Raw genomic sequence first — 24,732 nt, 5'->3', positions numbered from 1 at the left:
TAAAGATTGGCAAAATAGCATTATTCTCTTACCACAATGAGAAATATATTGAGCAAAATGGAATGTCATGGATAATCTGGATGAGAAGCTGATCACGCTTCTACGCCACAACGGTCGTCGTAGTATCTCGGATCTTGCGCTCGAAACAAAAACGTCTCGCGCCACGGTGCGTGCTCGCATCGAACGATTGGAAGCGAGCGGCACGATTATCGGTTACACGGTGATATTGCGGGCCGACGCCGTGGAAGAGGCCATACGTGGCATCATGATGATTGAAATCGAAGGCCACGTCACGGATAAGGTCATCCGCACTCTTGGCGGATTTCCTGAAATTTCGGAAATTCACTCCACCAACGGTCGGTGGGATCTGATTGTCGAACTCAGCGCCTCTACCTTAAGCGACTTCGATTCCGTCCTGCGTCGCATACGCCTCGTCCCCGGCATAACGGGGAGTGAAACAAGCCTTCTTCTTTCAACATCCCGTTCGACAAAAGCCCGGCTTTGAAAGGGCACGATCGGACCCGTGCCCTAAACGGTTCATGTTTTGCCCTTAGGCGACACGAAGTCCCTCGCGCCAAACGCCCGCAATCAAAGGCGGCAAACCCGAAGTCGAGCGAACTCTGACGAGATCCGCCCTGAGCCCGATTTCAATACGTCCGCGGTCGGAAAGCTTTGCAGCGTCAGCGGGATTGGCGGAAATCAGGCGAATGGCATGTGGCAGATCAACAATCTGCTTCTCGGATAGAAGGAACGCCGCCTGCACAAGGCTGAAGGGGACATAGTCGGACGACAATATATCCAACGCCCCTTTTTCCAGAAGTTCAATGGCCGAGACATTGCCCGAATGAGAGCCACCGCGCACCACATTCGGTGCGCCCATCAGCACTTGCAGGCCAGCCTCTCGTGAAAACTGCGCTGCAGTTACGGTTGTCGGAAACTCCGCCAGCGAAATGCCGAGTTCAACCCCTTCGGCCACATGTTCTGCGGTCGCGTCATCATGAGATGCGACAGAGATGCCGCTTGCATGGCAACGCTCGGCGATTAGATGCCGGTGTTTTGCCGAGTAGGCGTCGGACTGCGCAATGCGCCTTTCACTGAAAGCAGCGAAATCCGCGTCGGACAGCTTTTTCTTGCCCTGATAATAGATGCGATAGGCTTCAAGACTGACGAACTGCCGCTGGCCGGGAGCATGATCCATCAAAGATGCAAGTCTGACACGATCATTGCTCTTCATCTGGTCGAAATGCTCGACGGCATCAGGCATCGAAACTTCGCAGCGAAGGTGAATGAAATGTTCGGCCCGCAACCGGTCTGCTGCCATTGCCGCCGAAATGGTCTGCGCCATGGCAGACATATCGTCCGAACCGAGTTCCGTGTCGCCATCCATCCCGACGCGCAAAGCATCGAAAACAGTGGTGATGCCAGCTGTGGCGATCTGACCGTCATGCGCCTGAAGGGCTGCATCCAGATTCCAACGGACCTTCGGGCGCGGCTGGACGTGGGTTTCGAGATGGTCCGTATGTAACTCGACGCAACCCGGCATCACAAAATCGCCATCCAAATCGATACCGGAAGATGAGTTCCTGTGGGTGATGTCTGCGATTTTCCCATCGCGAATAAGCAAGGTGCCGTTGATGATTTCCTGCGGGAGAACGATTGCGCAGTTGGTGAAGACGAGATCTTTTTGCATGATGTTCATTCGGTTGGATACGCCGTCATGAAACGGCTGTGAAGAGAAAGCAGTCGTAACCGGCGGTCAGATCACGATCCGGCGCAGTTGCTGCGAGATGAGGTCCATGAGCGTAACCGTCAAAACGACGATGATGATGATGGCGGATGCCTGCGGGTAATAAAAACCGCGGATCGATTCAAAGAGAACCTGGCCGATACCACCCGCGCCGATAAGCCCCAGCACGGTTGCGGAACGTATGTTCGATTCAAGGCGATAGAGCGAAAACGAGATCCAAAGCGGCAAAACTTGCGGGATGACGCCGAAAATAACCTGCTGCATGCGCGAGGCACCGGTCGTACGGATAGCCTCGACGGGACGCGGATCGATGGCTTCGACCGCTTCGGAAAACAGCTTTGCGAGAATACCGGTCGTGTGAATGAATAGGGCCATGACACCCGCAAAAGGTCCAAGCCCCACCGCCACCACGAACAACACAGCGAAGACGACTTCATGAATGGCCCGGAACATGTCCATCAGACGTCGTACCGGCTGGTTGATCCACCATGGCGCCATGTTGTGGGCAGAAAGGATGCCGAACGGGATCGACAGAAGCACTGAAAGGAAGGTGCCCCAGAGTGCGATCTGAACCGTGACGATCATTTCTTCGAGGTAATATTGCCAGGTGCTGAAATCCGGCTTCAGGAAATCCTTGGCATAGGTGGCCATGTTGCCGCTGTCGCTGAACAGATAAGTCCACCGCCCCATCTCGGCAGGTCCCCAGCTGATCAACAACGCTGCAACCAGGCCCAAGGTGAGTAGGCCGTTGCGCAGGCCGCCCGGCTGTTTCGCAACCGCCATCGGGATCGCTTTGTTTTGCAGAGATGTTTCGCTCATTGTCGTCAATCCGCTGTCAGAGAAAGCTGGGCGGGGCCGATGGTCCCGCCCAGAAAATTTTGGAGAGATCAGGTCTTGGACGCTGTTGCGAGTTCGGCTTCGAACTTGCTCTTCTGTTCCGTCAGATCTTTGATCTTGGTGGCCTTGGCTTCAGCGGAAAGCGATGCATCGGCCTGCGCCTGGGCAATCGACTTCGACAGCTCCATGACGCGGATCGGCAGAAGCTGCTTGTCGGTCGAGGCGCGGAAAGGAGCCCATTTGAGACCGGCCAAGACCTTCTTTTCCTCTGCAACATTGCCGGTGGACTTATCGGTGCCATAGGTCAGGAAGAATTCACGAAGTTTGGTTTTCGTTTCTTCCGGCACGTCCTTGCGCCATACGATCGGGTCAGACGGGATCAGAGGCGAACGCCAGACTTCGCGGATATTGGCGAATGCATCCGGCTTGTTCTGCTTGATCAGAGCCATGTTCTCGGTGTTGTTGGCAGCGGCATCCAGCTGCTTGTTCGCAACGGCCATGGCGTTGGTTTCATGGTTGGCGTTGGTCACGTTCTTGAAGCAAGACTTCGGATCGATACCGCGTGCGCCGAAGACGAACGTCATTGGAACAAGGTAGCCAGAGGTCGAATTGGGGTCGCCAAGGCCGAAGTTGATCGACTTGTCGCACTTCAAAACGTCATCAATGGTCTGGATCGGGGAATCCTTGGGAACGATGACCACAGACCAGTAGCCAGGCTCGCCACCGACAGGAACGCTCTGCACGAAAACTTCGCCATTGGCGCGGTCAACGGCTTCCATGGCAGACTTGTTGCCGTACCAGGCGATCTGCACCTTGTTGAAACGCATGCCTTCGATAATGCCGGCATAATCGGAAGCGAAGAACGCCTTTACGTCCAGGCCGGTCTTCTTTTTCATGTCGGCGAGAAGCGGATCCCAGCTGGTCTTGAGGTTCTGCTGAGACTCGGTCGAGATGATGCCGAAATTGATCGTGTCCTGCGCAAGCGCTACGGACGTCATTGTAAAGGCGATAGACACCGCCGCCATGCTTTTCAGTATCGCGTTCATGAGAGGTCTCCGATAACAGGGAAAGTCAGGCCGTGGTAAACGCCGGCTGACGGTTGGGCAGCTCCGTGGCAGGCACAGGAGCCGATTGCTCCGCCGGGGCATCCGGCAGGACCAGTTCTTCCGATGCCGAACCGTAAAGTTCGGCCAGAAATGCGTTGGACAGCGAAGTCGAAGGACCATCGAAGACGATAGCGCCGTTGCGCATGGCGATCGTGCGCTTACAATAGCGACGGGCATATTCAACCTGATGCAGTGAGACGAGGACCGTGATCCTGTCCTGCGTATTGATATCGGCAAGTACATCCATCACCCGGCGCGCCGATGATGGATCGAGCGCCGAAATGGGCTCGTCGGCAATCAGGATTTCAGCGCCCTGCACGAGTGTGCGGGCAATGGCCGCGCGCTGCTGCTGTCCACCGGACAACGTAGAAGAACGCTGCAGAGCAACCTGCGGAATACCGACACGGGTAAGCGCTGCGCGGGCTGCGGCTTTTTCTTCCGCGTTGAACAGTCCCAGCGTTCCGCGCCAGCGCGGCACGCGGCCAAGAAGACCGATCAGCACATTGGTCAGTACGGACAGGCGACCGACGAGATTGAACTGCTGGAACAGCACCGATACGGCACCACGCTTCACATATCCGGTCAACCGGCCAGCTTTTTGCGAAACGGTGTCCAAAATCTCGATCCGTCCATTTTGACCATCTCCCGTCTCAAGGCCAGCGATATGGCGGATCAACGTACTTTTACCGGAACCGGACGCCCCGATCAAAGCCACCATCTCGCCCCGCTCGAGTGTCAGATCCACGCAGTCGAGAGCAAGCGTATTTCCGTACTTTTTCGAAAGATTGGATACGGTGATCGCAGTCATTTTTTGCTCCTGATGCCGGTCTGTTCGAAGGACATTGGACGGCTTTCGATGATCGTACGGTGACGATTTAATGAAGTTTTTATGTCAGCCGCCGTGACGGCTGAGAAATTCTTCAACAGGCAGAGAGCGGAAATCGGCAAGCGTTTCAAAAAGCTTGTCGTGCGGCCAATCCCACCAGGAAAGCCGGTCCATTCGAGCACCAATTTCAGCAGTAAACCGCTCGCGGATCACACGGGCAGGTACGCCGCCGACGATGGTGTAAGGCGCGACATCGCGGGACACGACGGCTCCTGCGCCGATCACGGCTCCATTACCGACAGTGACGCCGGGAAGAAGTGTCGCCCCATGACCGATCCAGACATCGTGACCAATCACCACCCGCTTGGCGCGGCGGGCAGCGAAGAAATCCGCCTCGTCGCCTGCACCCTCCCAATAGTCACCAGCGCGATAGGTGAAATGATGAAGGCTTGCACGATCCATCGGGTGGTTGGTGGCATTGATACGCACGCTGGCCGCGATGTTGACGAACTTTCCGATCGTCGCGCACCAGACCTGGCCGCCGCGTTCGATATAGGAATAGTCGCCCATTTCGGTTTCCGAGATATGGCAACCGGCGGCTACTTCCGTATAGCGTCCAAAAACGCAATACTTGACCTGGGCGGTTGGATCGATCAGCGGTTCAATGGAGAGCTTGGTCATGATGCTGCCTTTCTTGCCGAGAAGCCCGATACATCAAGCATGCGAGTGGCAACCGCATTGCGCACGGGAAGATCATGGAAAATACCGAGAATGGCTGTGCCTTGGCCGAGCTTTTCCTTGATCATATCAACCACAACATCGCGGTTTTCAGCGTCCAGCGAGGCCGTTGGTTCATCCAGCAGCAAAATGGGATGATCGGTGATGAAGCCACGCGCGATGTTGACGCGCTGTTTCTCACCGCCCGAGAACGTCGCAGGCGGCAGGCCGAACAATGCTTCCGGCAGATTGAGCCGGGTTAGCAAAGCGGCCGCGCGAGCGACGGCGTTTTCCTTGCCGACACCACGTGCCGTCAAAGGTTCGGCTACGATCTCAAGCGCCGAAACGCGCGGCACGGCCCGTAAAAACTGGCTGACGTAACCGATACTATTGTGTCGCAGCGCAAGGATCAGTCTCGGATCGCCGCTGCCAAGGTCATTCATGGTGTCGGTCGAACCATCGCGAACCAGAATATGGCCTTGGTCGATGGCATAGTTGCCGTAGACCATGCGCAGGATCGAAGACTTGCCGACACCGGATGGGCCGCCAAGCACGACACATTCTCCGCGATGGAGATTGAAGCTGACGTTGCGTACCACTGGCAAGACGATGCCGTCGCGCAGATGCATGGTGAAGGATTTGGCGACATTGCCGACAGAAAGAACGATCGTCTCTGCAAGCGCCGAAGATGTGTGATGAAGCGTCATTTCAGCTCTCCGGTATCGAGGCGACAAGAAGCTGGGTGTAGGCATGCTGCGGATCGTCCAGCACCCGGTCGGTCAACCCTTGTTCAACAATGCGACCGCTTTTCATGACGATCATCCGCTGCGACAGTAGGCGTGCGACAGCCAGATCATGCGTTACGATGACCACGGAAAGACCGAGGTCGTTGACGAGATTGCGCAACAGGTCGAGCACGCGGGCCTGCACGGACACATCGAGGCCACCAGTCGGCTCATCCATGAAAATCAGGCGCGGATGGGTGACGAGATTGCGGGCGATCTGCAATCGCTGACGCATACCACCGGAAAAGGCCACCGGCTGGTCGTCGATACGGTTCACCGCGATTTCCACGCGTGACAGCCACTCACCGGCGGATTTGCGGATATCACCATAGTGTCGCTCGCCGACCGCCATCAGCCGCTCACCGACATTGGCACCGGCTGACACCCGCATGCGCAGACCGTCGGCAGGATTTTGATGAACGAAACCCCAGTCGGTGCGCATCAGAAACCGGCGCTCCGCCTCTGAAAGCTCCTCAAGATCAGGAAACCGCCCATCCCGCATGCGGTACTGGACGCTACCCGAGGAGCGTTCAAGCCGTGCCGATATGCAGTTGAGCAGCGTTGTTTTGCCGGAGCCGGATTCACCGACGATAGCAACAACCTCACCCGGCCAGACATCGAAAGAGACATCCGTGCATCCGATGAAATCACCGTAGCGACGCTCCAGCTTTTGAACAGAAAGGATCGGACCGGTCATGACTGTTCTCCTGTCGCCAGTTGGGGCAAGCCTGGGCCGTGATGACCCTCTGCCTGGCGGGTTTCGCAATGGTCGGTATCAGAGCAAACAAACATCCGGCCCCCGCGATCATCCGTCACCACTTCATCGAGATAAACGCCGGTGGCATTGCAGAGCGCACAGGGAGCGGTGAACCGCTGAATAGCGAAAGGGTGATCCTCGAAATCGAGGCTGACCACTTCCGTGAACGGCGGCAGGGCGTAGATGCGCTTCTCGCGCCCGGCACCGAACAATTGCAGCGCAGGTGAATCGTTCATTTTCGGGTTGTCGAACTTCGGGATCGGCGACGGGTCCATGACATAACGCCCCTCGACCTTCACCGGATAGGCATAGGTCGTAGCGATATGACCGTGCTGGGCGATGTCCTCGTAGAGCTTTACGTGGATAAGGCCGTATTCCTCCAGCCCATGCATGACACGCGTCTCCGTTTCACGCGGCTCAAGAAACCGAAGCGGTTCGGGAATGGGAACCTGGTAGACGATCGTTTGGCCAGCTTTCAGCGGCGTCTCCGGAATGCGGTGACGTGTCTGGATGACTGTCGCCTCCTCCGTCTTCGTCGTCGTGGCAACGCCTGCCGTCTTTGCGAAAAAGGCGCGGATGGAGACTGCATTGGTGGTATCGTCGGCACCTTGATCGATGACTTTTAGAACATCGTCCGGACCGAGAATGGCAGCGGTAACCTGTACGCCACCGGTTCCCCAGCCATAGGGCATGGGCATTTCACGCGATGCGAACGGCACCTGATAGCCGGGAATGGCAATCGCCTTCAAAATGGCGCGACGGATCATCCGTTTGGTCTGTTCGTCGAGATAGGCGAAGTTGTAGCTTGGCAGGTTCATTCTGCGGCCTCCTTGGTCGCCAGCAGCTCTTCATTTTCACGCCGAAGCATGCGCAACAGGCCGAGTTCCGCCTGGAAATCTACGTAATGCGGCAGTTTCAGATGCTCGACAAACCCGGTGGCTTCGACATTGTCGCAATGGGCAAGAACAAATTCCTCATCTTGCGCGGGCGCGTTGCGCTGTTCCTGAAACTCGTCGGCGCGGAGAGCGCGATCGACAAGGCTCATCGCCATTGCCTTTCGTTCCGACTGGCCGAAAACGAGGCCGTAGCCACGGGTGAACTTCGGCCCCTCCTCGCCCTGCCCCTTGAACTGCGAGACCATCTGGCATTCCGTAACGCGGATGGAGCCAAGGCAGACGGCAAAGCCAAGTTCCGGTACGTCGATCTCGATGTCGACCATGCCGATACGCACTTCGCCGACAAAGGGATGGGTGCGGCCATAACCGCGCTGGGTGGAGTAACCAAGAGACAGAAGAAACCCTTCATCACCCCGTGCCAAAGCCTGCAATCGCAAATCGCGATCGACGGGAAATGCCGTTGGGTCACGCGTCAGATCGGCAGGCTCCTTGTCCGAGGGGACATCCGGTTCGATCAAGCCTTCATCGTTGAGAATATCGGTCACTCTCGGAAAGGCTGGCACATCATCCAGAGCGCGTCTTGCTGGTTCATCCACCGGCTCGTCACCGGCCATATCGGGATCGATCAGCCGGTGGGTGTAATCAAAAGTGGGCCCCAGCAACTGGCCACCTGGGATGTCCTTATAGGTTGCCGATACGCGTCGCTCGATGCTCATGCAATCCGTGGCGATAGGCCGCGAATATCCGAAGCGCGGCAGGGTCGTGCGATAGGCCCGCATCAGGAAAATCGCCTCGATGAGATCACCCCGCGACTGGCGTACACACATGGCTGCCAACTGCGGATCGTAAAGCGATCCTTCAGCCATGACCCGGTCAACTGCCAGCGACAGCTGGCCGGCGATCTGCTCCAGCGTCAAGGCGGGAATATCGCGATCGCCACGCCGGCGGTCCGCCAGCAGCTTATGAGCTTTATCGATGGCTGCTTCGCCACCCTTTACTGCAACATACATGGATCACACCTCCCGAATACGCGTCGTGCGCGGCAAGGCAATCGCCTCAGCACCGCAGACAAGCAGAATGTCAAAGCCCAGCGGATAACGGGCGGCATTGGCTTCCATGGCACCCACGAAACCCTCTGGCAGACCGGCAGGCGCGATGGTGCAGGAAGTCTCGATGCCTGGTCCCGTCAGCTCAAGCGATGCTCCACCGTTGATCGAGCGGACCGGTAGAATGAGGGTCGCAGAACGGTCTGGATATTCCATCGTTCCATGCGCAAAGGTCTGCCACTGCGCCACATCGCTTGCTTCAGTCAAAAGCACGAAACTCGCCTTCGACGGCTCTTGCGCAATGGGTGCACCGCTATGGAAGGTGAGCCACGCTGCAACATCCTTCATCGCGTCCGAGGCCTCAATCCACACGGGCGTATCGTAGTCAGCCAGTGTAAGCAGAATTGCGGATGCGGCAGCATTTAGCGGCGCTGGGCCAGCGGCACGCTCACCCAGCGTTGCAACCGTTCCCGGTCTTGAAACGGCATGCATTACGGCATGAAAGACATCTTGCGAAGCAAAGACCGGATCGGCAAAGCCGCCATCGAACGTGACCGTACTCATCAGTCTTCTCCTCTCGCGACGGTGAAGAAATCAACCTTCGTCGCTTCCGTTTCTTCAGCCCGGCGGAGTTTGGTGTCTTCCAGAATAGCCAAGGCGGGGCGAACAATTTCGTCATCGATGCGCGCGACCCAGTCAGGGCTTTGCCGCAACGCATCCAGATGAGCGACGATATGTGCCTTGCGCTGATCGCGACCGAGAACAATCGAATGCCCAACCTCACCGGTTGCGAGCTTGACGGTTGCGCGAGTGACGCTGGCTTCCCCAAGATTGAATGCGGCGCCGCCGCCGCCAATTTTGCCGCGAACCATTACGGTGCCGATTTCAGGCCCTCGCACAGGCGCTGCCCGCGGCATTTGCGCCTCCAGCACGCCGTAGGTTTGCAAAAGAACATCTGCCGGTGCGTTGGCAAGGATATCCAGCGCTTGCTTTCGATTGAATACTTCCATCATTTTGCCGCCGATATGGTAGGTTTGTAATTTGTCTATTTGTATAGACAACCATTCTTATTTGTTTTATACATCACTAATCATGACGATGGAATGACAGCGGGACGTTTGAAGAAAAATGAATGCAAATGACGATGGCATATCCCGATGGCGCAGGGTGGCGGATGGACTTCGCGGCGCAATCGCCAACGGCGAAATGGGCGAGCAATTGCCGCCGGAAACCGAACTCGCCACGCAGTTTGGCGTCAACAGACATACGGTCAGGCGGGCCATTGCAGCGCTATCGAGTGATGGAGTTTTACGTGCTGAACGTGGCCGCGGGACATTCGTCAATGCGGCAAAGACGCGTGTCGCTTACCCCATAGGGGAAAGGGCGAGGTTCTCCGAGAACATGATGCAGCAATCGCTCGCCCCTTCCGGTCGTCTCATTCATGCAGAGATCGTGGCGGCCGATACCGCCCAGGCAAAGCTCCTGTCCTGCGGCCTCGGCTCCCCCTTGCACCGCGTCGAGCATTTGGCAGTCGCCGACGGCGCGCCGATGTCGCGGTCTGTTTCCTTGTTCTCAGCAGATCGGTTTCCGGGCATCATAGCTGGTTATGCGGAAACCGGCTCGATCACCAAAGCGCTGGAGCGTGAAGGTCTGGCCGATTATCGACGTCAGGAAACGAGATTGACTGCCGAACGGGTCTCGGCTCGCGACGTGGAACTTCTCAATTGCGCCGCAGACAGCATCGTTCTCGTCAGCCAGGCCGTCGACGTCGATATGGATAGCAAGCCCATCCAAAGCATCGTCACACGGTTTCTTGCCGACCGTATGGAGCTGGTGTTTTCCAACGTTGCCCAAACGGCTTGAGGCTCGATTGGACTAATGATGGGGCTTATTCGGGGGAACGTATCGGCCAATCACTTGTTAGCAGAGGGAAAGGCATTCCCGCCAGCAACATGATTGGAAATTTGATGTCCGATACAAATCGTCCCACGCCGCCCTTCGCTGAACAGCAACAGGAACCGCCGGGAACGACTGCACAGATGCAGCCTGTTCCTGATCACGGCGAGCACTCTTATCGCGGAGACGGCAAACTATCGGGAAAAGTCGCGCTGATTACGGGCGGTGATTCCGGCATTGGAAAAGCCGTGGCCATAGCCTTTGCCAGAGAGGGAGCCGATATTCTCATTTCGTATCTTAACGAAGACGACGATGCGAAAGACACGGCCAAGTGGGTCGAAGAAGCAGGCCGCAAAGCAATCCTCGTGCCCGGAGACATCAAATCCGAAGCGCACTGCAGATCGCTTGTGGCACAGACGGTCGAGAAACTGGGCGGGATCGACATCCTGATCAACAATGCCGCATTCCAGCGCACTTACGCCTCGATAGAGGACATCACCGCAGAGGAATGGGACGAGACGTTTCGGACCAATATCTACGCGCCGTTTTTCCTTTCCAAGGCAGCGGTCCCGCTGATGAAGCCCGGTAGTTCCATCATCAACACAACGTCCATTCAGTCACGACAGCCATCGCAGGCTCTGCTGGCCTATGCGTCGACAAAAGGGGCGATATCCAACTTTACCGCTGGTTTAGCCGAAATGGTGGCAGACAAGGGCATCCGGGTAAACGCCGTCGCGCCCGGCCCGATCTGGACGCCTCTCATCCCGTCCACAATGCCTGCTGAAAAGGCCGCAAAATTCGGCGAAAAGACGCTGTTGGCCCGTGCTGGCCAGCCAGCGGAATTGGCAGGTGCCTATGTGCTGCTCGCATCCGAGCTTGGAAGCTACATGACCGGAGCAGTCATCCCCGTAACGGGCGGCGAGATCATGATCTAGGACAGCCCGACAGCAGGTCAGTTCCGCCGAACACTCGAAGACGTCACAAATTTGCATCATTGCAGATTTGCAACTTACGCCGGTTCCAGCCGTTAGTCTGGCTCCGGTCAGTCTATGATGATGTTATCAAAGGGTTTTATAAAATGCTTGACGAACTGGCTGTTGCGCGTACTGGGTCCGAAACTCGCTCTACTCTAGCTTGGGGCGCTCAGCTCATCGATGGCGGAACGCGTTTCAGGCTTTGGGCACCCAACCAGAAACAGGTCAAGCTGCGCTTATCGGGCGATCATCTCATGACCCGTTCGCAAGACGGCTGGTTCGAAATCTTCATCAACGAACAGCCGTTTGGCTCATCATATGGTTTCGTTTTGGATGACGGTAGCGTTGTCTCGGACCCCGCCTCACGCCGACAACAATCCGATGTTTCAAGCCTGTCCATCCTGACAGATCCGAACGCCTACCAGTGGAAACACCGGGAGTGGAGAGGCAGACCATGGCATGAGGCCGTGATCTACGAGATTCACATTGGTACCTTCACACCTGAGGGGACATTCAATGCGGCCGCTGCCAAGCTTGATCACCTCAAGGAAATCGGGGTGACCGCAATCGAGATTCTGCCACTCGCACATTTCCCAGGAGCGAGAGGATGGGGGTACGATGGCGTGCTGCAATATGCTCCCCACACAGCCTATGGTACACCCAACGATCTTAAAGCATTGATAGACATCGCCCACGGCCTTGGTTTGATGGTCTTTCTCGACGTCGTCTACAATCACTTTGGTCCCGAAGGAAACTTTCTGAGCCAATATGCGCCTGAGTTTTTTCGGGATAAACACAATGACTGGGGACAGGAGATTGCCTTCGAGCGTCAACCGGTCAGACGCTATTTTACCGATAATGCCCTGTACTGGCTTGAAGAGTTTCGACTGGATGGCCTGCGCTTTGATGCCGTCAATGAGGTCAAAGACGACAGCAGCACACATATCCTTGAAGAGATACCTGCTGTGATCAGACAGAGACTGACGGATCGTACCATTCATTTAATGATCGAAAATCCACCCAACGGGACAGACCTGTTGGCGAACGGGTTGTTCACGGCGGACTGGAATGACGGTTTTCATCATGTCGTACACCGGATCGTGACAGGCGAAACCAGCGGAATCTTCGACAAGTTTGCCGATACCCCTTTTGATCAACTGCGCAAAATCGCGGCAGAAGGTTACGTAGACGCGGGAGAACCTACGATCAGCAAGCATTTGCCTCCAACTGCCAGCTTGCCATCAACGTCCTTCATCCATTTTCTTCAAAATCACGATCAGGTCGGCAATCGCGCGCTTGGCGACAGGTTGCACACCACCATCGATGATCAGCTTCATCGCGCATTGACTGCGCTGCTTCTCCTATCTCCTCAAATTCCCCTTCTCTTCATGGGTGACTCCTACAGGGACAACACCCCGTTTCATTTCTTCGCCGACTATAAGGGCGAACTCGCTTCAACCATCCGCGACAATCGCGCACCTGAAGCCGAAAACTTCGGCGGTTATCCCAAGGGCTTTTCAGCGGACGACATTCCGGATCCGAATGCGGAAGCGACATTCCTAGGCTCCAAAATCGATTGGGCCCAATTAGAAACCGAAGAGGGACGCGCGTGGTCGGGCTGGCTCAAGCGTTTGATAGCCATCCGTCAGGCGCACATTGCGCCTAACCTAGCAGACGCTGGTGAAACCAACTCTGGAACAGTGTTGGATTGCCCAGCAGAATGCGTCTTCGTTGACTGGACAATCGGCAAAATTCTCCTGCAACTCCGCCTTAATCTCTCGAAGACAGAAGCTCTTTTGGATTCGGATTTAGGCAAACGCATTTGGCCTGAGACCGCGGATGGCGCGACCGATCATCTGCCTCCTATGTCCGTTGCTTTTTATCGGCGAGACATTTCCGGCTAGTCGTCAGGCTATCTTTACGTTGTTTAAAATTTGGTCACTATCAGACGGGCTGGGTTGCCATTCCAACGATCCCAAATTGTTTTTGTGCAATAACTTGGCAAGCCAATCTACAAAGACGCGGACTTTGTTCGTGACATGCCTCGTTTGCGGGTAGACGATATAAATCGGCATGGGCTCCCGCTTCCACCCCGGCAGAACCGGCACGAGATTGCCTCTGGCGAAGTCGTCGCGAACCATAAAGGGAACAAGCTGCGCCACGCCCATTCCGGCCAGCACCGCGTTCTGATAGGTGCGGCTATCATTGGCGGAAACGATATAACGCGGCGTGATTTCCACCGCGCGTGTTCCGTTATCGAACGGCATCGTCATGATCTGGCCAGATGTCGCGTTGAAGTAGCCAACGCAATAATGGTCTCCCTCCAGGTCTTCGGGTTGTTGCGGCATGCCAAATCTCTCGATGTAAGATGGTGCTGCGCATGTCACGAATTCGAGTTCAGAAACCTTGCGGGCGATAAGCGACTGGTCCCGAGGCGTTCCCACCCGCACAGCGCAATCGACGTTTTCTGCGATGTAGTCCACCAACCTGTCGCCAACACCAAGGTCAATTCGGATGAGTGGATACCGCTCATAGAAGTCGCAGAGATTGGGAATGATGATATGGTCGGCGAAAGCGCCCGCCATTTCCACGCGCAGACGGCCCGATGGTTGCGTATCCGTGTTGGACAAGCTTCCATCCAGTTCGTCGATCTCGGACAGTATTTGTATGGCGCGCTCGTAATAAAGCGCGCCGTCCGTCGTCACCATCACTCTGCGCGTCGTCCGGTTCAATAAGGTGGTGCGCAAATGTGCCTCAAGCCCTTGCACCATATTGGTGACCGTGGTCTTGGGAATATTCAACGCGGTGGCTGCCCGCGTGAAGTTGCCGGTCTCCACTACGCGCGCGAAAACCCGCATTGCCGACAACTGATCCATCGCCCATAACCTTTATTGCCTATTGTCCGCGAATTTGGAATAGTGTTTTCAATTTCTCAGACTTGTGTATTTTATCTCGAACAATAATATCTATTTCAGAAATGACCGCAAGTGGTGGCTGATGGATTGCCTCCCGAGGGCAATAAAATGAACACGCAGTGGCACACCATCGAAAGCGGAGAGAAGGCGCAGCAGCCTCTTTCTGTTCGTGTCTATAAGGGTGAAGGCGAAAACCGGACACCTCCGCTGGTGCTTTATTTACGCGGTGGTTCGTTTCTGGAAAAGGGCGGTCAGTGTCCGGAATTGCCGGTTGCCAGAGCGCTTGCTGATAACGGCGCGGTGGTGGTCGAGGCAGATTATAGCACGACATCCTGCAACGAGTTTCCAGCGGTCATCGACTGCGCTTTCGACGCGCTCGACTGTTTGAGCAACAACCGCAAGCAGTATGGTGGTGCAAAATCGCTGCTGTTTGTGGCGGGAGAAGAAGCGGGCGGCAACGTGGCGGCAGGTCTAGCGCTCAAAGCGCGGGACAGAATGCCTGGAAAATTGGCGGGGCAGATTTTGCTCTCGCCAATGATCGATCCGATGATGGCAACCACGTCGTTTCGGGATGCCGACAAGATTGGTATGCGGCAGCGTTGGGCAGAGGGTTGGAGCCATTATCTGGCAAAGGCCTGTGGGTTTGCCCACCCATATGCTGCACCTTGCCAGTGTACGCGGTTGAACCGTGTTGCACCGGCGCTGATATTTACAGCTGAGGATGATCCTCTGCGTGACGAGACCGTGAATTATGCCGGTCGGCTGAGTGACGCAGGGGTTCAGGTTCGGCAGCATGTTTTCCCTGCCGGCTCCGGCTGGACAGGGCTTTACCGCGGTGAAGGTGGCAAATGGCTCTCTGCCGTTTGCACGGAGTTTTCGGATTTCGTTCAAAACCTGAAGCATTAAAATTTTTTCGACTTAACTGGTCGGCTCCCCATGGAGCCAAGGAGATACCCATGACGCTCAAGAACAAGCGCCGTGCCCTTGCGGGTGCCGGCATAGGCCTTGCCGTGTCCGTTGCAGCGGCGGCATTCTTATTCGACCTTCCCATGACCACTGGTGCGGTGGCGGCATCCGGCCCGGCGGAAACGCCTGCTGTTCCAGTGACGGTCGCGGTTGTTGAAAGCCGGGATGTGACGCGTTGGGAACAGTTTTCCGGGCGTCTTGAAGCTGTCGAGCGGGTTCAAATCCGTTCGCGTGTCGCCGGACAAATCCAAGCGGTTCACTTCCGTGAAGGCGCTTTGGTAAAAGCCGGCGATGCACTCTTCACCATCGATCCAGCTCCTTATCAGGCAACGGTTGCCGGTGCGGAAGCACAGGTCGCCTCTGCCGAAGCTAAGGTCGGTCTTGCCAGAACCGAACTTGAGCGTGGACGCAGGCTATCTGACAATCGCACGATTTCGCAAAGCGATCTGGATCAACGCCAGAGCAATTTGGCAGATGCCGAAGCACAGGCTCGGGCGGCCCGCGCAGCACTCACCACCGCCCAGCTCGACCTCAGCTACACGGAGCTTCGCGCTCCGGTTTCCGGTCGCGTCGGCAAACTTGAAATCACCACGGGCAACCTTGTTGCTGCCGGTTCGGGGTCACCCGCACTGACGACGCTGGTGTCTGTCGATCCCATCTATGCAAGCTTCAATGCCAGCGAAGAAATGGTGGCGAAGGCGCTTTCGCAGCTTCCAGTATCAGACGGTGCGCTTCAGGCTTTGGAGCAAATCCCTGTCGAAGTGGGCACACTGGCCGATGAAGGCACGCCGATCAAAGGCACCCTGCATCTCATCGATAACCAGGTCGACGCCGCAAGCGGCACGATCGGTGTGCGCGCCGTATTCGCCAATACGGATGGACATCTGATCCCCGGCCAGTTCGTACGCGTACGCTTGGGCGAACCGAAGTCCGAAAACCGTATCGTGATCACCGATCGCGCCATCGGCACCGATCAGGACAAGAAGTTCGTCTTTGTCGTAGACGGTGAAAACAAGGTGAACTATCGCCAGATCAAGCCCGGCTCATCGACGGATGGCCAGCGCATTGTCGAAAGCGGCCTGGCCGTGGGAGACAAGATCGTCGTTAACGGCCTTCAGCGCATTCGTCCCGGTGCAATCGTCGCACCGCAGACGGAAGAGAAAGTCGCCTCACAGTAACCATTCGTGGCGGGTCGATTATAGGCCCCCCAGCATATTCAAAACAGAAAAGCGATCCGCCGGTGGCCTGATGCCACCGGAGCGGTTTTCTGCATCCAAATTCCACCCGGAGGCGAGAGGGCCTTTGCTATGAACATCTCCAGATTTTTTGTGGACCGGCCGGTTTTTGCTGGCGTGCTATCGGTTCTTATCGTCGTCGCAGGCTTGATCGGCATGCGCGCCCTGCCGATTTCGGAATATCCGGAAGTCGTGCCGCCTTCCATCGTTGTTCGCGCCACCTATCCCGGTGCGAACCCCAAGGTCATCGCTGAAACGGTGGCAACCCCGCTTGAAGAACAGATCAACGGCGTCGAAGACATGCTCTATATGTCCAGCCAGGCGACATCCGACGGCGTCATGACACTGACCGTGACGTTCAAGCTCGGTACGGACCCGGACAAGGCTCAGCAGCTGGTGCAGAACCGTGTCTCGCAGGCGGAACCCCGTTTGCCTGCCGAAGTTCGAAGCCTTGGTGTTTCCACCGTCAAAAGCTCGCCCGACCTGATGATGGTCGTGCATCTGGTTTCGCCCGGTAATCAGTATGACCTGACCTATCTGCGCAACTATGCCGTCCTCAACATCAAGGACCGGCTGGCCCGTATTGAAGGTGTGGGCCAGGTGCAGATATTCGGCGCGGGTGACTACTCCATGCGCGTCTGGATCGACCCGCAAAAGGCTGCTGAACACAATCTGGCTGCCAGCGATATCAGCAACGCCATTCGCGAACAGAACGTGCAGGCCGCAGCCGGCACCATCGGTGCTTCGCCAAGCCTCAACGGCATCGACCTTCAACTCAACGTCAATGCGCAAGGCCGCCTCTCCACGCCGGAAGAGTTCGGCAACATCATCGTGAAAAGCGGCACGAATGGCGAAATCACCCGCCTGCGGGATGTTGCACGCGTCGAACTCGGTGCGGCGGATTATGCGCTGCGCTCGCTGCTGGATGGTGAGTCTGCCGTTGCTATTCCCGTCTTCCAGGCACCCGGCTCCAACGCCATTACCATTTCCGACCAGGTAGCCGCCACCATGCAGGACCTGCAAAAGGCAATGCCGGATGGTGTGAAATATGAAATCGTCTACGATACCACGCAGTTCGTGCGCGCTTCCATCGACAAAGTTATCGATACCCTGCTTGAAGCCATCGCGCTCGTCGTTATCGTCGTCATCCTCTTCCTCCAGACATGGCGCGCCTCGATCATTCCTTTGATTGCCGTGCCCGTATCCATCATCGGCACATTCGCTGTGATGTATATCTTCGGCTTCTCGATCAACGCGCTTAGCCTCTTCGGGCTGGTGCTGGCCATTGGTATTGTCGTGGATGACGCCATCGTGGTGGTTGAAAACGTCGAGCGAAACATCGAGAACGGGCTGTCGCCGCGTGATGCGACATACCGCGCCATGAAGGAAGTGTCCGGCCCGATCATCGCCATCGCGCTGGTGCTTGTCGCAGTGTTCGTGCCGCTAGCCTTCATCTCTGGCCTGTCAGGCCAGTTCTACCGCCAGTTCGCGCTGACGATTGCCATCTCGACCGTCATCTCGGCCATCAACTCACTGACCCTATCTCCTGCCTTGGCGGCACTGCTTTTGAAGGATCATCACGCGCCGAAGGACTGGCTGACGCGCGGCATGGATAAGGTCTTCGGAGGCTTCTTCCGTGGCTTCAACCGCGCTTTTGGTGCGGCCTCGAACGGTTACGGCAAAAGCGTCGGCGGATTGCTGAACCGCAAAAGCATTGTCATGATCGTTTACGTGGTTCTGGCAGGTGCGACCTATGGCATGTTCAACGCCGTGCCGGGCGGTTTCGTACCCGCACAGGACAAGCAGTATCTGATCGGTTTTGCCCAATTGCCCGATGCCGCTAGTCTTGATCGTACCGAAGACGTCATCAAACGCATGAGCGATATCGCCATGAAACAGCCCGGCGTCGAACATGCGATTGCCTTCCCAGGCCTGTCGATCAACGGCTTCACCAACAGCTCCAACGCGGGTGTCGTTTTCGTTGGCCTCAGCCCCTTCGAGGAGCGCACGACACCGGAACTCTCCGGCGGTGCCATTGCCATGGCGCTCAACCAGAAATTCGGTGCGGTTCAGGATGCCTTTATTGCCATGTTCCCGCCACCACCGGTCAACGGTCTTGGCACGACGGGTGGCTTCAAGATGCAGATCGAAGACCGCGCAGGTTTCGGCTATCAATCGCTTGATGAAGTGACCAAGGCATTTCTCGCCAAGGCCTATCAGGCACCGGAACTGGCTGGCCTGTTCTCCAGCTTCCAGATCAACGTGCCGCAGCTCTATGCCGACCTTGACCGCGCAAAGGCTGAACAGCTCGGAGTTTCGGTAACCGATGTTTTCGAAACGTTGCAGATCTATCTCGGCTCGCTTTACGTGAACGACTTCAATGCCTTTGGCCGTACCTATAGTGTGCGAGTGCAGGCAGATGCGAAATTCCGCGCCCATGCAGAAGATATCGGTCAGTTGAAGGTGCGCTCGTCCAATGGCCAGATGATACCGCTCTCAGCCTTGCTGAAGGTGGATGCCACGACGGGAGCAGAACGCACCACGCGTTACAACGGCTTCCTTGCAGCAGATATCAACGGTGGTCCGGCTCCCGGTTTCTCGTCGGGAGAGGCGCAGGCCGCCATCGAACGTATCGCTGCCGAAACCCTGCCATCCGGTATTGCTTATGAATGGACGGATTTGACCTATCAGCAAATCCTTGCAGGAAGCTCGGGCCTGCTTGTCTTCCCGCTGGCCCTGCTGCTGGTCTATCTGGTGCTGGCTGCACAATATGAAAGCCTGACGCTGCCGCTTGCCATCATCATGATCGTGCCGATGGGTGTGCTGGCTGCTATGACCGGCGTCTGGCTGACAGGAGGTGACAACAACATCTTCACCCAGATCGGCCTCATCGTCCTTGTTGGCCTGTCGGCAAAGAACGCGATCCTGATCGTGGAATTCGCCCGGGAACTGGAGTTCGAAGGTCGTTCCCCCGTTGCCGCCGCCATCGAGGCAAGCCGTCTACGCCTGCGGCCGATCTTGATGACATCACTCGCCTTCATCATGGGCGTGGTGCCGCTGGTGATCTCCACAGGTGCGGGTGCTGAAATGCGCTCTGCCATGGGTGTCGCGGTGTTCTCCGGCATGATCGGCGTGACGATCTTCGGCATCTTCATGACACCGGTGTTCTACGTGCTGGTGCGCAAGCTTTCAGGCAACCGCCCGCTGATTCAACACAAGCCCGAAGAAGCTGCGAATACGGACTTCAAGATGGACAAAGCCGTCTAAGGCACGAACATTCGACAAAAAAACAAAGCCGCAGGACGACACCGTCCTGCGGCTTTTTTACGTTGAACAGGCAATCAGTTGCACTTGTCGGCGGGAGCTTCGTCCAGCTTTGTCCACTGGCCGTCCTTGATTTCGATGACATAGCCGGGCAGTTCCGCATCGTGGCCGACGAAGCAGATATTGTTGCCGAGAATGCCCGAGAAAGTAACGCCCTCCATGCCCTTGGCAACGGCTTCGCGTTCTTCATCCACCTTTGCCGGATCACCGGTCACCCCGGCCTTTTCCATGATCTGTTTCATCAGGAAAAGCGTGTCATAGGTCTGCGCATCGGAATGGTGAGCGCCGAGCTTGTGGATGCCGCGCTTTTCGGCCTCGCTCACAAATTTGTCGTTGAAGGCTGAAGAGCGCTCGCTAAAGCCTTTCCAGAAGCCGGCGGCCATGACGGTTCCGTTGCCTTCAGGACCGAACAGTTCGACCACGTTCGGATCTGCAAATATCTGCGAGCCGATGATGCGGCCCTTGTAACCCTGACGGCGCAATTCCTTGATGACCTTGGAGGCGGAATCCGGCAATGCGGCGATGGCAACGACATCCGGGTTGACCTGCATGATCTGGGCCGCCTGGGCCGACATGTCGAAGCTCTTGTACTGAACGGCAAGTGGCGGACCGTACTTGATGCCCATCTTATCGAAGATGGCCGGATAGAGCTTGGTGCCGGAGGCGTTGGAAACGACCTCTTCGGAGATGTAGATGATCTGGGCCGTGTCCAGCTTCACGCCCTTGTTTTTCAGCGATGTGAGCATGCGGGTGAACTGCTTGGATTCGTCCTCCGTCAGCCTCCAGCCATATTTGCGGTTGTTCGTCAGGCCCGGCGTCGAGGCCGCGTTCGGCATCATCAACACCTTGAGACGGTCGGCATCATTGAACGCCACAGCCGCTTCACCGGAGGACAATGGTCCGACGATGGCCAGCACGCCGTCATCCTGGATCAACTTGCGCGCGCCGACAGACGCCTGTTTGGGGTCGGAGCCGGTCTCGAAGCGCACGAGTTCCACCTGCTTGCCATTGATGCCACCAGCAGCATTGATTTCCTGCAACGCTATGTCTGCGGCAACGACGGTCGGTTCGCCCGGTCCCTTCAGCGGGCCGGAAGTGGCGACGATGTTGCCGATCTTGATCGTATCTGCCGCCAGCGTCGGGCCTGCGAGCAATCCTGCCAGCGCGACTGCGGTCAAAAATCTAGCACTCAATTTCATGACATTCTCCTGAAGCTGAACGGACCATCCGTCCGTCGCGGGTCACACGGTTTGGGTTTGTCTAGGTGATGTCGAGGAAGCATGGCTGCCACCGAGATAGGCTTCGGTCAGGGCAGTATTTCCGGCCAGTGCCGCGGCACTGTCGGCAAGCACGACCTTGCCCAGTTCGAGCACATAGCCACGGCTGGCGGTCTCCAGCGCCATGCCTGTATTTTGTTCGACCAGGAGAATGCTGATACCGTCGCGGTTCAGCTCCTTGATCAGTTCGAAGAGGTTGTTGACGAAAAGCGGCGACAGACCGAGCGATGGCTCATCCAGCATGATCAACCGGGGCCGGGCCACCAGCGCCCGCCCGATAGCCAGCATCTGCTGCTCGCCGCCGGAAAGCACGCTGGCCTTCATGTCCTTGCGTTCCGACAGATTGGGAAAGCGCTGATAGACGGCCTGAAGGTCGCGGTGCCAGTCGCCGTCATGGCGAAGGTAAGCCCCCATCAGCAGATTTTCGTGCACCGTCATGCTGACGAAGATCTGGCGTCCCTCCGGCACCAGCATCATGCCGCGCGTCACCCGGTCGGCGGGCGAGAAATTGGTGATATCCTCGCCTGCGAATTTTACCGAACCGCCAGCGGGTTTGACCGCGCCCTGCAACGCCCGAAGCAGGGATGTCTTACCCGCCCCGTTCGAGCCAAGAACGGTGACGATCTCGCCTTCCTGAATGGTCAGGTCCAGCGCCTTGACGGCATGGTTGCGGCCATAGCGCACATGCAGCCCTGAAACTTCAAGCAACATGGCTGTCCTCCTCTTTCGCCTTAACCATGGCTCTGGCATCGCGCGGCCCGAGATAAGCTTCGAGCACCAGCGGGTCTTCCTGCACGGTGGCGGTGGGGCCGTCATAAATCTTGCGACCGAAGTTCAGCACAACCGCGTGGTCACACAGGCGGCGAACGAGGCCCATGTCGTGTTCCACCACAAGCAACGTCACGCCGGTTGCAGATATGCGTTGCAGGAATTCGGTCAGGCTTTCGGTTTCGGCGGCGTTGAGACCGGCGGCAGGCTCATCGAGAAGCAGCAGCTTTGGCCGGGCAACAAGCGCCCGCACCACCTCGATTTTCTTGCGGATACCGTAGGGCAGCGTCGCGACCACTTCACCGGGATAGGTTTTCAACCCCATCTCGTCCAGCAGCGCCTCAGCTTCCTGCCGCCAATGCGAGCGACCGAAGATTGAGAGGGGTTTCAACATATCCACCACGCTGCCAGCACGAGACTGCTGCCCGAGCATGATGTTTTCCGTGACGGACAGATGCGGCATCAGGCGAATGTTCTGGAAGCTGCGGGCAATGCCCAGACCGATACGCTTGCGCGACGGAATTGACTGGATAGCCTGGTTTTCCAGAAGAATGTCACCCTCATCCGGCAGGTAGAAACCGGAAATGAGATTGAAGATCGTCGTCTTTCCAGCGCCATTCGGGCCAATCAGCGCCATGCGCGATCCAGCGGGAACATCGAAGCTGACATCTGTTATGACGCTGAGGCCACCGAAGCGCTTCGATACGTTTTGAAGGGAAAGAATATTGCCGCTCATGCCGCGATCTCCCTACCTTGAGCATCGTCAGCGGTTTTGCGAAAACGTAGCCGCTCCAGCATCGTGCGGGTGATCAGACCTTCGGAGCGGAAGATCATCATCGTTACCGTGAGAACACCGAGAATGACGAAACGCCAGCTCTCGTCAGGTGGCGAAACCGATGCGCCCAGATCGAACATCGTATTGGCCCACTGCTTCAGATCAGGCAGAAGGATGCGCAGTGCCTCTGGCAGCATGGTGAAGAACGTCGCGCCGACCAACGGCCCCCAGGCCGTCTGCGTGCCACCCAGCAGCACGTAGAGGAGCACATAGATCGACAAGGCCGAGTTGAAGCCCTGAATTTCCACGAAGCTGAAGGAGTGTGAGTAAAGCCCGCCCGCGAGGCCCGCCAGCGCGCCGCCGATGGCAAAGGCGCAGACGCGCACGCCGCGAACATTCACGCCCATGAGATCGGTGACGATATCGTCATCATGGGCTGCGCGCATTGCCAACCCGAGGCGCGTCGCCATGAGATAGAAAACGAAGAGACTGACGAGAACGGCGGCTATGACCGGGACCTGATAATCCACGAATTCCGGCACCGACATGCCCATGGCACCGCCAAGTGTTTCGGAATTAAGAATGGCACCAGCAACGACTTCGGCAAAGGCAAAGGTCGCCAACACCAGATAGACGCCCTTTGTGCGCAGCAACGGGAAGGCGATCAGATAACTGACGAGACCCGTCACAGCCATGGCCGCCGGAATGGTGACCCAGGCAGTGAGGCCGTAGGTCGCGGAGATATAGGCTGCCGTATAGGCGCCGAGTGCCTGGAACCCTGCACCGCCCAGATTGAGCTGACCGGTAGCGACTGGCAGGAAGATCGCATAGGCCATGATGATATTGAGCGAGAGGATCGTCAGAATCCCCATCCAGTAACCACTCATCAGAGCTTCCCCTTACCGATGGAATGATGGCCGAACAGACCCTGTGGCCGAACGAAGAGAGTCAGCAGCAGCAGCCCCCAGACCGCAACCTGCACGGTGTCGGCACCGAAGAAGTGGATGGTCAGCATTTCGGTGAGGCCGATGATCAGGCCACCCAGCACAGCACCCCAGATGGAGCCGAGACCGCCCACGACCATGCCAGCAATCGCCTTGGAGCCGATGTCTTCACCCATATGCGGCGAGACCTCACCGTAATTGACGGCAAACAGAATACCGGCAAGGCCGCAGAGAAGACCCGTAAGCATGAAAATGACAGGCACGAGCTTGTTGGCCTGAACGCCCAGAATATTGGCGGCATCGGGGTTTTCTGCGATGGCACGAAGCCCGCGACCGATGCGGCTGTGCTTCAAAATCCAGTTGAGGCCGTAGACGATCACTAGCACCACGATCAGGCTGATGACCTGTGGCACCCGCAGAAACAGCCCGCCGATGTTGATCGTCAGATCCGCACCACCGGCACCCGCAACACGCTGCGCCTCCGTGCCGTAACCGATGCGAATGAGATTTTCGATGATCAGCAAAAAGCCGAGCGAACTGACCAGTGGGATCGCATGCTCTGTCGAGTCACCATACTTGGTTTTCAAGAACCGAAACGTGAAACGTTCGATGATCAGCGACATGAGAATTGTCATGACAATGGCCAGCACCGGTGCAATAACCCAAGGCACGGGCGGCCCGATGCCGAACAATCCCCACTTGGTGAAGGCCCAGGCCAGCATACCGGCCATCATGAACAGCGTCGGAATGGTGAAATTCAAAAAGTTCAGAACGCCAATCGTCAGAGTGAATGCGACAGCGACTGTCAGATAGACGCTCCCGAGCATGACGCCGTTGATGATTTGTTGAAGAAGCAGCATCGAAATATCTCCTGCGATATTTGTATACAAAAACGTGCATTACTCGGGGGAATTTGATCCGATATGCCGGCTTTGCATCGC

At 56.9% G+C, this 24,732-nt stretch carries 24 protein-coding genes; 7 read left to right on the top strand and 17 right to left on the bottom strand.

Features of this window, described 5'->3' with window-relative positions:
* Nucleotides 1-67: 67 nt before the first annotated feature.
* Nucleotides 68-505: an Lrp/AsnC family transcriptional regulator gene (locus DSM25558_RS18190; protein ID WP_077106094.1), complete on the top strand. Its 438-nt coding sequence runs from the start codon at nucleotides 68-70 to the stop codon at nucleotides 503-505.
* A 45-nt stretch (nucleotides 506-550) separates the two neighbouring features.
* Here DSM25558_RS18190 and DSM25558_RS18185 read toward each other — a convergent pair whose 3' ends face one another.
* From DSM25558_RS18185 to phnG, 11 genes are all read right to left on the bottom strand, one after another.
* Complete coding sequence (locus DSM25558_RS18185) at nucleotides 551-1,690, bottom strand: alpha-D-ribose 1-methylphosphonate 5-triphosphate diphosphatase (RefSeq protein ID WP_077106124.1); 1,140 nt, start codon at nucleotides 1,688-1,690, stop codon at nucleotides 551-553.
* Nucleotides 1,691-1,756: 66 nt separating this feature from the next.
* A complete protein-coding gene (gene phnE / locus DSM25558_RS18180; protein ID WP_083716562.1) occupies nucleotides 1,757-2,566 on the bottom strand; it encodes a phosphonate ABC transporter, permease protein PhnE in 810 nt (269 codons plus the stop codon).
* A gap of 68 nt (nucleotides 2,567-2,634) precedes the next feature.
* Nucleotides 2,635-3,630 (bottom strand): phosphonate ABC transporter substrate-binding protein, encoded by a 996-nt coding sequence (gene phnD, locus DSM25558_RS18175; RefSeq protein WP_077106093.1) that lies wholly within the window; start codon nucleotides 3,628-3,630, stop codon nucleotides 2,635-2,637.
* Nucleotides 3,631-3,655: 25 nt separating this feature from the next.
* Entirely contained in the window at nucleotides 3,656-4,498 is an 843-nt protein-coding gene (gene phnC / locus DSM25558_RS18170) for a phosphonate ABC transporter ATP-binding protein (RefSeq protein WP_077106092.1), read from the bottom strand.
* Nucleotides 4,499-4,582: 84 nt separating this feature from the next.
* Complete coding sequence (locus DSM25558_RS18165; protein ID WP_103586373.1) at nucleotides 4,583-5,200, bottom strand: DapH/DapD/GlmU-related protein; 618 nt, start codon at nucleotides 5,198-5,200, stop codon at nucleotides 4,583-4,585.
* On the bottom strand, nucleotides 5,194-5,940 hold the full coding sequence (phnL, locus tag DSM25558_RS18160) for a phosphonate C-P lyase system protein PhnL (RefSeq protein WP_077106090.1): 747 nt from the start codon (nucleotides 5,938-5,940) through the stop codon (nucleotides 5,194-5,196). Before phnL ends, DSM25558_RS18165 begins: the two co-directional genes overlap by 7 nt.
* Nucleotide 5,941: 1 nt before the next feature.
* Nucleotides 5,942-6,715, bottom strand: a complete 774-nt coding sequence (gene phnK / locus DSM25558_RS18155; RefSeq protein WP_077106089.1) for a phosphonate C-P lyase system protein PhnK — start codon at nucleotides 6,713-6,715, stop codon at nucleotides 5,942-5,944.
* Nucleotides 6,712-7,593: an alpha-D-ribose 1-methylphosphonate 5-phosphate C-P-lyase PhnJ gene (locus tag DSM25558_RS18150; RefSeq protein WP_077106088.1), complete on the bottom strand. Its 882-nt coding sequence runs from the start codon at nucleotides 7,591-7,593 to the stop codon at nucleotides 6,712-6,714. Before DSM25558_RS18150 ends, phnK begins: the two co-directional genes overlap by 4 nt.
* Nucleotides 7,590-8,681, bottom strand: a complete 1,092-nt coding sequence (locus DSM25558_RS18145) for a carbon-phosphorus lyase complex subunit (RefSeq protein WP_077106087.1) — start codon at nucleotides 8,679-8,681, stop codon at nucleotides 7,590-7,592. The genes DSM25558_RS18150 and DSM25558_RS18145 overlap by 4 nt, the downstream gene beginning before the upstream one ends.
* A gap of 3 nt (nucleotides 8,682-8,684) precedes the next feature.
* Nucleotides 8,685-9,281, bottom strand: coding sequence for a phosphonate C-P lyase system protein PhnH (gene phnH, locus DSM25558_RS18140; RefSeq protein WP_077106086.1), 597 nt, complete (start codon nucleotides 9,279-9,281; stop codon nucleotides 8,685-8,687).
* Nucleotides 9,281-9,730 (bottom strand): phosphonate C-P lyase system protein PhnG, encoded by a 450-nt coding sequence (gene phnG / locus DSM25558_RS18135; RefSeq protein WP_077106085.1) that lies wholly within the window; start codon nucleotides 9,728-9,730, stop codon nucleotides 9,281-9,283. Before phnG ends, phnH begins: the two co-directional genes overlap by 1 nt.
* 115 nt (nucleotides 9,731-9,845) lie before the next feature.
* Between phnG and phnF the strand changes: the two genes are divergently transcribed.
* From phnF to treZ, 3 genes are all read left to right on the top strand, one after another.
* A complete protein-coding gene (gene phnF, locus DSM25558_RS18130; RefSeq protein ID WP_077106084.1) occupies nucleotides 9,846-10,580 on the top strand; it encodes a phosphonate metabolism transcriptional regulator PhnF in 735 nt (244 codons plus the stop codon).
* Between the two features lie 104 nt (nucleotides 10,581-10,684).
* Nucleotides 10,685-11,548 carry an SDR family oxidoreductase gene (locus DSM25558_RS18125; protein ID WP_181013803.1) on the top strand — a complete coding sequence of 288 codons (864 nt, stop codon included), beginning with the start codon at nucleotides 10,685-10,687 and terminating at the stop codon, nucleotides 11,546-11,548.
* Between the two features lie 59 nt (nucleotides 11,549-11,607).
* Nucleotides 11,608-13,491: a malto-oligosyltrehalose trehalohydrolase gene (treZ, locus tag DSM25558_RS18120; RefSeq protein ID WP_244554249.1), complete on the top strand. Its 1,884-nt coding sequence runs from the start codon at nucleotides 11,608-11,610 to the stop codon at nucleotides 13,489-13,491.
* 3 nt (nucleotides 13,492-13,494) lie between these two features.
* Here treZ and DSM25558_RS18115 read toward each other — a convergent pair whose 3' ends face one another.
* Nucleotides 13,495-14,463 carry a LysR family transcriptional regulator gene (locus tag DSM25558_RS18115; protein WP_083716561.1) on the bottom strand — a complete coding sequence of 323 codons (969 nt, stop codon included), beginning with the start codon at nucleotides 14,461-14,463 and terminating at the stop codon, nucleotides 13,495-13,497.
* 147 nt (nucleotides 14,464-14,610) lie between these two features.
* Between DSM25558_RS18115 and DSM25558_RS18110 the strand changes: the two genes are divergently transcribed.
* From DSM25558_RS18110 to DSM25558_RS18100, 3 genes are all read left to right on the top strand, one after another.
* Nucleotides 14,611-15,408, top strand: a complete 798-nt coding sequence (locus DSM25558_RS18110; RefSeq protein WP_077106082.1) for an alpha/beta hydrolase fold domain-containing protein — start codon at nucleotides 14,611-14,613, stop codon at nucleotides 15,406-15,408.
* Nucleotides 15,409-15,458: 50 nt separating this feature from the next.
* Entirely contained in the window at nucleotides 15,459-16,646 is a 1,188-nt protein-coding gene (locus tag DSM25558_RS18105; protein ID WP_077106081.1) for an efflux RND transporter periplasmic adaptor subunit, read from the top strand.
* Nucleotides 16,647-16,775: 129 nt separating this feature from the next.
* On the top strand, nucleotides 16,776-19,970 hold the full coding sequence (locus DSM25558_RS18100) for an efflux RND transporter permease subunit (RefSeq protein WP_077106080.1): 3,195 nt from the start codon (nucleotides 16,776-16,778) through the stop codon (nucleotides 19,968-19,970).
* A 74-nt stretch (nucleotides 19,971-20,044) separates the two neighbouring features.
* Here DSM25558_RS18100 and DSM25558_RS18095 read toward each other — a convergent pair whose 3' ends face one another.
* The 5 genes from DSM25558_RS18095 to DSM25558_RS18075 are packed head-to-tail and all read right to left on the bottom strand — an operon-like array spanning nucleotide 20,045 to nucleotide 24,651.
* Nucleotides 20,045-21,226: an ABC transporter substrate-binding protein gene (locus DSM25558_RS18095; protein WP_077106079.1), complete on the bottom strand. Its 1,182-nt coding sequence runs from the start codon at nucleotides 21,224-21,226 to the stop codon at nucleotides 20,045-20,047.
* Nucleotides 21,227-21,268: 42 nt separating this feature from the next.
* Complete coding sequence (locus DSM25558_RS18090) at nucleotides 21,269-22,015, bottom strand: ABC transporter ATP-binding protein (protein ID WP_181013804.1); 747 nt, start codon at nucleotides 22,013-22,015, stop codon at nucleotides 21,269-21,271.
* Nucleotides 22,005-22,808, bottom strand: coding sequence for an ABC transporter ATP-binding protein (locus DSM25558_RS18085; protein ID WP_077106078.1), 804 nt, complete (start codon nucleotides 22,806-22,808; stop codon nucleotides 22,005-22,007). The genes DSM25558_RS18090 and DSM25558_RS18085 overlap by 11 nt, the downstream gene beginning before the upstream one ends.
* Nucleotides 22,805-23,734 carry a branched-chain amino acid ABC transporter permease gene (locus DSM25558_RS18080; RefSeq protein ID WP_077106077.1) on the bottom strand — a complete coding sequence of 310 codons (930 nt, stop codon included), beginning with the start codon at nucleotides 23,732-23,734 and terminating at the stop codon, nucleotides 22,805-22,807. Before DSM25558_RS18080 ends, DSM25558_RS18085 begins: the two co-directional genes overlap by 4 nt.
* Nucleotides 23,734-24,651, bottom strand: a complete 918-nt coding sequence (locus DSM25558_RS18075; protein ID WP_077106076.1) for a branched-chain amino acid ABC transporter permease — start codon at nucleotides 24,649-24,651, stop codon at nucleotides 23,734-23,736. Before DSM25558_RS18075 ends, DSM25558_RS18080 begins: the two co-directional genes overlap by 1 nt.
* Nucleotides 24,652-24,732: the final 81 nt, after the last annotated feature.

Origin of the sequence: Agrobacterium sp. DSM 25558, from assembly GCF_900100825.1 — a bacterium.
Lineage (GTDB): Bacteria > Pseudomonadota > Alphaproteobacteria > Rhizobiales > Rhizobiaceae > Agrobacterium.
Note: the sequence above shows the minus strand (reverse complement) of the source record. Positions and strands in the feature narration are given on the sequence as shown.